Source organism: Protofrankia sp. Cas8, from assembly GCF_963555845.1.
In the GTDB taxonomy this organism is placed as follows: domain Bacteria; phylum Actinomycetota; class Actinomycetes; order Frankiales; family Frankiaceae; genus Protofrankia.
On the sequence record NZ_CAUVXI010000316.1, the window covers coordinates 1 to 2,651 of the forward strand.

At 64.9% G+C, this 2,651-nt stretch carries 1 protein-coding gene and 2 pseudogenes; 2 read left to right on the forward strand and 1 reads right to left on the reverse strand.

The annotated features are described in order from the left end of the window. Positions 1-410 precede the first annotated feature (410 nt). A pseudogene (locus U9977_RS26030) lies at positions 411-614 on the forward strand (helix-turn-helix domain-containing protein); the annotation flags it as partial. Positions 615-1,019: 405 nt separating this feature from the next. Further along, entirely contained in the window at positions 1,020-1,940 is a 921-nt protein-coding gene (locus tag U9977_RS26035) for a restriction endonuclease (RefSeq protein WP_322751922.1), read from the forward strand. Between the two features lie 481 nt (positions 1,941-2,421). Here the strand turns inward: U9977_RS26035 and U9977_RS26040 are convergent. Beyond that, a pseudogene (locus U9977_RS26040) lies at positions 2,422-2,651 on the reverse strand (aminoglycoside phosphotransferase family protein); the annotation flags it as partial.

The window sequence follows — 2,651 nt, forward strand, 5'->3', positions numbered from 1 at the left end:
CGGCGACGCCGACCTGCTACAGCAACGCCGATGGCGAGCGCCGCCTGATACACCGCATCAGCACCCGCGGTGTGCCTGCCGTATGCGCCGCGACGGCCGCCGCGGGTGCGCGGTAATCCCGTCCCGGTACGGCTGCCTTTTCGGTACCCGCCGGGCACCCGGACGCGGCCTAACCTCGACCTTTCGCGCCTCGCGAATACATGATCGTGGCCTGTCTTCCCGGCCTTGGTGATGTTGAGTTGTGGTATTCGGGCGGTTTGGGTTGTGGCTGGGTGGCCCGCTGTCGCGCAGGGGTGTGCGGCCAGGTGTGCGGCCAGGTGCACGACGGTGCGGCGGGCGTGGCGGGCGGCCCGGCCGGCGAGGGAGAACAGCCGGTGGCGCAGCCGTTTCGGCTCCCACCGGCGGGCCTCCTTGCCGAAGAGCGCAAGCAGCCAGGGCTGACCCAGCGCCAGATAGCCGAGCTGATGGGCGTCTCACCGGGCCGGGTAAGCCCGATCGAGAACGGCGACCTCGACGTCAACGAGGTTGCGACACTGAGCCGGTATGCCCGGGCGCTGGGTGCCCGCCTGCGGATCATTTTCGACTACGGTAACGACCTCCGCCAGATCGCCTGAGGCGCTGCCGGCACAGGTCACCGCCCGCTCGTCCGTGTCTGGTTGGCTGCGGAGCAGCCGGGAGCGTCGGGAGAGGCGGGTCGAGAGGATCAGCGGGACGGCGTGACCTGGGCTCACCGTCCGCCGGTGTTCGCGCTCGTCCACCGACGTCCGCCGGCTCGGGTACAGCATTAGGTACATGACAACGGGAGGCTCCTTCGGTGGGCGGGCACCCGGACTCCGCCCAATGTCTCAGTAGTCAGGACTGCCCCGAGCCCTCACATGGGCACTACAGTGACCCGCGGAGGCCCAGCCGACGACCAGGCAAGATCCGTCCTTGCTCCAGCAGGCGCTCGCGTCCGTGCTCCGGGGTGCGGTAGGTTCGGTATTCTTCGTCACACTTGTTCACTGACGAAGGGTCGAAGTGTGGCTATACCCGACATTCAATCGCTCATGCGGCCATGTCTCGCAGTACACGAGGACGGGCAGCCACACAGCACTGTCGAGTTGCGCGACAGGCTAGCTGAGATCATGGACGTATCGACCGAAGATCGAAAGAGACTTCTTCCAAGCGGATCGAAGCTGGTTTTTTCCAACCGCGTTGCATGGGCCATCACGCATCTTGCACAAGCTGGGCTCCTTGAACGGCTTGGGCGGGGAATAACGCAAATTACAGACCGAGGGCGCACCACACTAAAGACGCACCCTGACCGCGTAAATATGACCGTCCTTCTGAGTTTTCCGGAGTACGTAGAGTTCAGGATGCGGACACGCGAGAGAAAAGGGAAGTCTGCCGAGACAGCAGAGACCGTATCCTCTGCGCAGGACCTGTCTCCGCGCGAGGCCATCACTGAGGCAATCGACACGGCACACTCCGCGGTTTCCTCAGACCTCGTCTCGCGGATCATAAAGCAGCCTCCGGCCTTTCTTGAACAACTCGTGCTTAAGCTCCTGGCCGAAATGGGCTACGGAGGACTGGAAGCGCCTGGGGAGCATCTCGGTGGGTCTAACGACGCCGGTCTTGACGGTCTGATCCGCCTTGACCCGCTCGGCCTCGACATCGTCTATGTTCAGGCGAAGCGCTACACGGACCAGCATGTGGGGCGTCCCGAGATACAGGCATTCGTTGGTGCACTGCACGGGGCGCAGGCGAGCCGTGGCGTCTTCATCACAACCAGCAGGTTCACCGCGGGTGCGCGGGACTACGCCGACCGAGTTAACGCGCGGCTCGTCCTCATCGACGGACCCGAACTTGCATCGCCCATGATCGAGTACGATTGTGGAGTAGTCACTGAGGAAAACTTCGTACTAAAGCAGGTCGACGAGAACTTCTTTGACCAGCCGTAGGCAGCTGCGGCCCGTAGGACACTCTGGCGTTCAGCGGGAATGGGGAGCCTGCAGGGCCTTGGCGACTGACGTCCGCCGGCGTAGGTCGCAGTCCTGATTCTTTCCGTGGATGTTCGCTCGCGTCCGTGGACGTCGGCCCCCTCACCTCTGACGCGATGCCACTGCTGTCCCTCGTCGTCCCACAGCCGGTCATCGAGCACCCGGTTCCGCGAAGATCTGTTCCTCACCAAGCAACACTGGCACACATTCTGACCCGCAGATTAAGAATCATGTTTGTGATGTCCGTGGGGGTTCGTCCATGTTCGCCGGGCCAGGTTGGCGGGCCTCCGTCGTGCGTGGCCGTCCACCGCCGTCCGCTCCGGTCGGCCAGTGTCGGCGGCCTGGGCTGTACCGATGGCTGTTCGGCGAGGTGCTGCCGTGGTGCTGCCGCGCCGCTCGGCGGTCCAGATCATCGGCCTACCTTTTCCGGATGAGGGCTCTCTTACGGCCGTTGTGCGGGCAGCGGTTGAAGTGAGGGCCAACGGGCGAGGATGTCGTCGCGCATGGTCGCGGCGAGCTGCCCGAGCCCTTCCAGCTCGCCGCCGTGAGCGGTCATCTGGCTGAGGATTCCGAGGCGATGGACGAGCCGTTGGCGGGCCGTCGCCGTGCCCCACCGCCAGTCGCGGTTCGGGATGTCGGCCAGGTGGTCGGCGGTCCCGCGCTGGGACCGCT